Genomic DNA, 5,588 nt, shown 5'->3' on the forward strand with positions numbered 1-5,588 from the left:
GTGGGGGTGGGGAGCGGGGTGGGGGACCAGTGGGTGGGGCGGTGCAGGCCGGCGGGCAGGAGCGTGCGGTGGTCGCCGCGGGCGGCGTCGAGTTGGGACTGGTGCAGGAACAGGCACCCGCTCAGGTCGGTGCCGCGCAGATCCGCCCCGCGCAGGTCGGCGCCGGTCAGGTCGGCGACGCCGAGCCGTACGCCGCGCAGGTCCGCGCCGATCAGCGTGGCGCCGCGCAGGTTCGCCCCGGCCAGCGCGGCGCGTCTCAGGTCGACACCGATCAGCGTCGCGCCCCGCCGGTCGGGGCCGGCGCGGCCGGCCCGGGCCCGCTCGCCGGCGCTCGACAGCAGCCGGTTGACCCGGCCCCGGTGGGCGTCGACGTCGACGGCGAGCAGGTCGTCGGGCGTGCCGTCGGTGAGCCGGTCCGTCTCGTCGAGCGTCGCGACCAGGTCGTCGCGCAGCGGGCCGGGCGGGGTGATCCGCACCGCCTCGGTCAGGTACCACAGCAGCTCGTGCAACGGCCGCAACACGGCGAACGTGTCGAACATCCGCCGCGCGGTGACCGGATCGGCCCGCCAGTCGCGACCGGCGAACGTGCCTTGGGTGAGGTGCTGGCCGGCGCCGAAACAGTCGAACACGGTGCACCCGGGGAAGCCGCGTTCCCGCAGCTGGGAGTGGATGCCGCAGCGGGAGTCGGCGCGCAGGTTCGGGCAGGGCTGCCCGGCCGGCTTGTCGACGGCGAAGTCGGCCGAGGCGGCGAACGCCGGCGCGACGCAGCAGACCCCGGCGCAGCGCGCGCAGTCCGCCCGCAGCTCCCGACCCACACCCACGTCCGACCCGCCGGTCATCGCCACGCCCTCCCCGAATTCCCAGCTCCGCCCGCGCCCATTGTCCGCCCACCCCCACCCGGCCGGACCGGCCCCCTCGTGCTCGTGACGGTGGCGGCGGCGAACCGGACGGCGGGCACCGCCCCGGTCATCACCGGCGCCGGCCGGGGCGCGGAATGGCTGAACGGGTGACAACCGTGGCCGTGATCCGTGGCAACGCAATGCAGAATCAGCGGCACGAATGGCTGAACGGTTGACAACCGGATAGCGCCGTTATTGCGCCGATGCATTCCGTACGCCAGATCGTTGTCGATGTCCGACAACCGGAACGGCCGTTACCGTAACGATTCTTTCCGCCGTTCCCAGACGCTTTACCGTCAGATGGCAGGGACGTTTTCGGCTCCCCGGGAGGACCCTCATGAGCGACCTTTCCCATCCGCCGCCGGTGGCCACAACCGTCGACCCGGCCGCTCCGGAACCGGTGGCCGGAACCGTCGCCGGTCACCCGGAGATCGTCGGCCGGTCTCCCAACCAGCTCGCCTGGCTGCGGCTGAAGCGGGACCGCACGGCCCGGGCCAGCGCCGTGACGCTGGCCGTCGCCGCCGTGGTCGCGCTCGGCGCGCCGCTGCTGGGCCACCTCACCGGAATCGACCCCACGGACAAGTTCGTCGACCGGCTCAACGATTTCGGAATGCCGATCGGCTATGCCGGCGGGATCAACACCGACCATTGGCTCGGGCTGGAACCCGGCAGTGGCCGCGACATCGCGCTGCAGTTGGTGTACGGGCTGCGTACGTCACTGTTCGTCGCGTTCGCCTCGGCGCTGCTGGCCTCGGTCATCGGGGTCGCGGTCGGGGTGCTGGCCGGCTGGGCCCGGGGCTGGCTGGACAGCGTGGTCAACTGGCTGGTCGACCTCACGCTGGCGTTCCCGTTCCTCATCTTCGCGCTCGCGGTGATCCCGATCCTCCAGGACCGCTTCTACTCCGACCGGGAGTCCCCGTCGCCGGCGTTCCGGGTGGCCCTGATCGTCGCCACCTTCGGGCTGTTCAGTTGGACGTACACCGCGCGGCTGGTCCGCGGCCAGGTGATCTCGCTGCGGGAGCGGGAGTTCGTCGAGGCGGCCCGCGCCGCCGGCGCCGGCACCGGGCACATCCTGCTGCGGCAGCTCCTGCCGAACATCTGGGCGCCGATCCTGGTCACCGTCTCGCTGATGGTGCCCCAGTTCATCGCCATCGAGGCGGCGCTGGCCTTCGTCAACATCGGCGTCACCGAACCCACGCCCGACCTGGGCCGCATGATCTTCAACAGCATCGGCTACGTCGCGAGCGACCCCTGGTACACCCTGTTCCCCGGGTTGACGATCTTCCTGCTGGTCCTGGCGTTCAACCTGCTCGGTGACGCGCTGCGCGACTCGCTGGATCCCCGCTCCACCCGGTAGTCCCACCCGGCCACCACATGCCCGGCCGGCGGGGGCCGCCGGGCAGGAAGGGAGCACTCCGTGCGTACCCGAACCCGGACACTGACCGGTGTCCTCGCCGTGGCGGCGCTGGTCGCCGCCGGTTGCAGCCCCACCACCGACGGCGGTGACGGCGCGGACCAGCAGACGAAGACCCAGAGCGGCTCGATCTCCTACCGGGCCGCCGACAACCAGGGCCCGGCGAAACCCGTCGACGGCGCCGCCCGTGGCGGCACGCTGACCGTCATGCAGCCGACCGACTTCGAACACCTCGACCCGGCCCGCAACTACGTCAACACGCAACAGGTGACCGGCGGGCAGCTCTACCGGGCGCTCAACGGCTACAAGGAGGACGGCAGCGGCAAGCTGCTGCTCGTCGGCGACCTGGCGACCAACCCCGGCAAGGACGTCAACGGCGACTGCAAGGTCTGGGAGTTCACCCTCCGCGACGGCGTGAAGTACGAGGACGGCTCGGCGGTGACCAGCAAGGACGTCGTCCACGGCATCGCCCGGTCGTTCGCGCCGGCGCTCAACGAGGGCCCCCACTACATCCAGCAGTGGCTCTACCCGGGCGGCACCTACAACGCGAGCTACCAGGGGCCGTACGACGGGGGCCGGCCGACGCCCGACGGCGTCGAGACCCCCGACGACAGGACGATCCGGTTCACGTTCCCGCAGCCGCACTGCGACCTGCCGTACGCCGCCGCGCTGCCCACCAGCGCGCCGGTGCCGGCCGCCAAGGACACCCGGGCCAACTACGACCTGCGGCCGTTCTCGTCCGGCCCGTACCGGGTGAAGTCCTACCAGCGGGACGTGGCGCTGGAACTGGAACGCAACCCGCACTGGGACGCGGCGACCGACCCGATCCGCAACGCGTACCCGGACGCGATCCGGGTGACGTTCGGGCTGGAGCAGGCCCAGATCTCCGAACGGCTGGTCGCCGACGGACCCGCCGACCAGACGGCGCTGAGCTGGGCCGACGTGCCGCCGTCCGTGCTGCCCCGCACCACCGGCTCCGGCGTCGCCGACCGGGTGGTCAAAGGCCCCACCCAGTACACCTGGGTGCTCAGCATCAACACCCAGCGGGTCACCGACCTGGCCGTGCGGCGGGCGCTCAACTACGCGGTGGACAAGGACGCGCTGCTCAAGGTGCTCGGCGGGCAGGCCGCCGGCTCCCCGGCCACCACGCTGATGTCACCGACCACCGCCGGCTTCCAGAAGTACGACCTGTTCAACGCGCCGGTCACCGGCGACCGGGCGAAGGTCGCCGAGCTGTTGGCCGGCAGGCGTCCCAAGCTGGTGCTCGCCCACTCCAGCCTGGAGTTGCGCACCCAGCAGGCCGAGGCGTTGCGCAAGAACCTCACCGACATGGGCTTCGACATCGTGATGAAACCGATCGACAACAGCAGCTACTACGACGAGATCGGCCGTAAGAACAACCCGTACGACATCTACCTCAGCGGCTGGGGCTCGGACTTCCCGTCCGGCTCGACGATCATCCCGCCGGTCTACGACGGCCGGGAGATCGTGGCCGAAGGCAACCAGAACCTGTCGTACCTGAACGAGCCGTCGATCGGCGCGGAGATCGACCGGGTCCGCAGTCGGCCCGCCGCCGAACAGGACGCCGGCTGGATGGCCCTCGACCGCACCATCATGCAGGAGTACGCCCCGGTCGTGCCCTGCTACTACGACGCCACCTACGAACTGCACGGCTCCAAGGTCGGCAACGCCTTCCTCAGCGACGCGTTCGGCATCATCTCGCTCAACGGCATCCACGTGAAGCAGTGACCGTCGGCGGGGGCGGCCACACCGGCCGCCCCCGCCCCACCCGGGGGAGGTGTTTCCCGTGCTCCGTTTCGTGCTCCGGCGACTGCTCGTCGCCGTCCTTACCCTGGTCGTCGTCAGCCTGGTCACCTTCGGTCTGTTCTTCGCGGTGCCGAGCAGCCCGGCGAAGGTGATGTGCGGCAAGAACTGCACCGCCGCGGACATCGCCCAGGTCGAACAGCGGCTCGGCATCGACCGGCCGCTGCCGCGCCAGTACGCCGACTTCGTCCACGGCGTCTTCGCCGGCCGCACCTACGGCGAGGGCGACTTCCGGCAGGACTGCCCGGCGCCCTGCCTGGGCTTCTCGTTTCGCAACAACCAGCCGGTCACCGAGATCGTCGTCCAGCGTGCCCCGGTGACGTTCAGCATCGTCCTTGGCGGCGCCGTGCTCTGGCTGGCCCTCGGCATCTCGCTGGGCATGGTGTCGGCGCTGCGCCGCGGCACCGCGTTCGACCGGGCCGCCATCGGCATCACCCTCGCCGGGGCGTCCATGCAGGTCTACTTCTTCGGCCTGATCCTGCTCTACCTGCTCGTCTACTCCACCGGGCTGCTGCCGTTCCCCAGCTACACCCCGCTGACCGAGAACCCGGCCCGCTGGGCGGCCGGACTGATCCTGCCCTGGATGACGTTGGGCTTCCTCAACTCGGCGCTCTACGCGCGCCTGTCCCGCGCGCAGATGCTGGAGACGCTGTCCGAGGACTTCGTCCGTACCGCCCGGGCGAAGGGACTGCCGGCGCGGCAGGTGCACACCCGGCACGCCTTACGCGCGGCCATCACCCCGATCGTCACCATCGCCGGGCTGGACATCGGCACCAGCCTCGGCGGCACCTTCATCACCGAGACCATCTTCGGCCTCCAGGGTCTCGGCAAGGCCACCGTGGAGGCGGTGCAGTTCCTCAACCTGCCGGTGGTGATGGCGACCGTGCTGCTGGCAGCCGTGTTCATCGTGGTCGCCAACATCGTCGTCGACGTGCTGTACGCGGTGATCGATCCGCGCGTCCGGTTGAACTGAGCGGGAGGAGTCGACATGGTCGAGCATCGGATGCCGCGGGACCCGTACCTGCGCGTCACGGATCTGCGGGTGCGGTTCGACACCGAGGACGGTGTGGTCAAGGCCGTGGACGGGGTGTCGTTCGCGGTGGAGCGGGGGCGCACGCTCGGGATCGTGGGGGAGTCCGGTTCCGGCAAGAGCGTCACGTCGTTGGCGATCCTGGGCCTGCACAGCACGTCCAAGCGGGCGACCGTCACCGGGGAGATCTCCGTCGGCGGGCGTCAGCTCGTCGGCCTGCCCGAGGAGGAGGTGCGTCGGCTGCGTGGCCGGGACATGGCGATGATCTTCCAGGATCCGCTGTCGGCGCTGCATCCGTACTACTCGGTGGGGCGGCAGATCGCGGAGGCGTACCGGGTGCATCATCCCCGGGCCGGCCGGCGGGAGGCCCGCAGCCGGGCCGTGGACATGCTGGACCGGGTGGGCATTCCGCAGCCGGCGA

The 5,588-nt window shown here is 70.9% G+C and carries 5 protein-coding genes; 4 read left to right on the forward strand and 1 reads right to left on the reverse strand.

All coding sequences use genetic code 11. The annotated features are described in order from the left end of the window. A partial coding sequence (locus C8054_RS31335) for a pentapeptide repeat-containing protein (RefSeq protein ID WP_107162766.1) occupies window positions 1–839 on the reverse strand: 839 nt, incomplete at its 3' end. Between the two features lie 397 nt (window positions 840–1,236). On the opposite strand from C8054_RS31335, the gene C8054_RS31340 reads away from it, so the two are divergent. The 4 genes from C8054_RS31340 to C8054_RS31355 form a co-directional block, all read left to right on the forward strand. Then, the gene (locus tag C8054_RS31340; protein WP_233220261.1) at window positions 1,237–2,256 is read left to right on the forward strand and encodes an ABC transporter permease; all 1,020 of its coding nucleotides are present in this window, start codon (window positions 1,237–1,239) and stop codon (window positions 2,254–2,256) included. 60 nt (window positions 2,257–2,316) lie between these two features. After that, window positions 2,317–4,062 carry an ABC transporter substrate-binding protein gene (locus C8054_RS31345; protein ID WP_107162767.1) on the forward strand — a complete coding sequence of 582 codons (1,746 nt, stop codon included), beginning with the start codon at window positions 2,317–2,319 and terminating at the stop codon, window positions 4,060–4,062. A 58-nt stretch (window positions 4,063–4,120) separates the two neighbouring features. Continuing rightward, on the forward strand, window positions 4,121–5,110 hold the full coding sequence (locus C8054_RS31350; RefSeq protein ID WP_107162768.1) for an ABC transporter permease: 990 nt from the start codon (window positions 4,121–4,123) through the stop codon (window positions 5,108–5,110). A 15-nt stretch (window positions 5,111–5,125) separates the two neighbouring features. Continuing rightward, a partial coding sequence (locus tag C8054_RS31355; protein ID WP_146180019.1) for an ATP-binding cassette domain-containing protein occupies window positions 5,126–5,588 on the forward strand: 463 nt, incomplete at its 3' end.

This window comes from Micromonospora sp. RP3T (genome assembly GCF_003027925.1).
Classification (GTDB): domain Bacteria; phylum Actinomycetota; class Actinomycetes; order Mycobacteriales; family Micromonosporaceae; genus Micromonospora.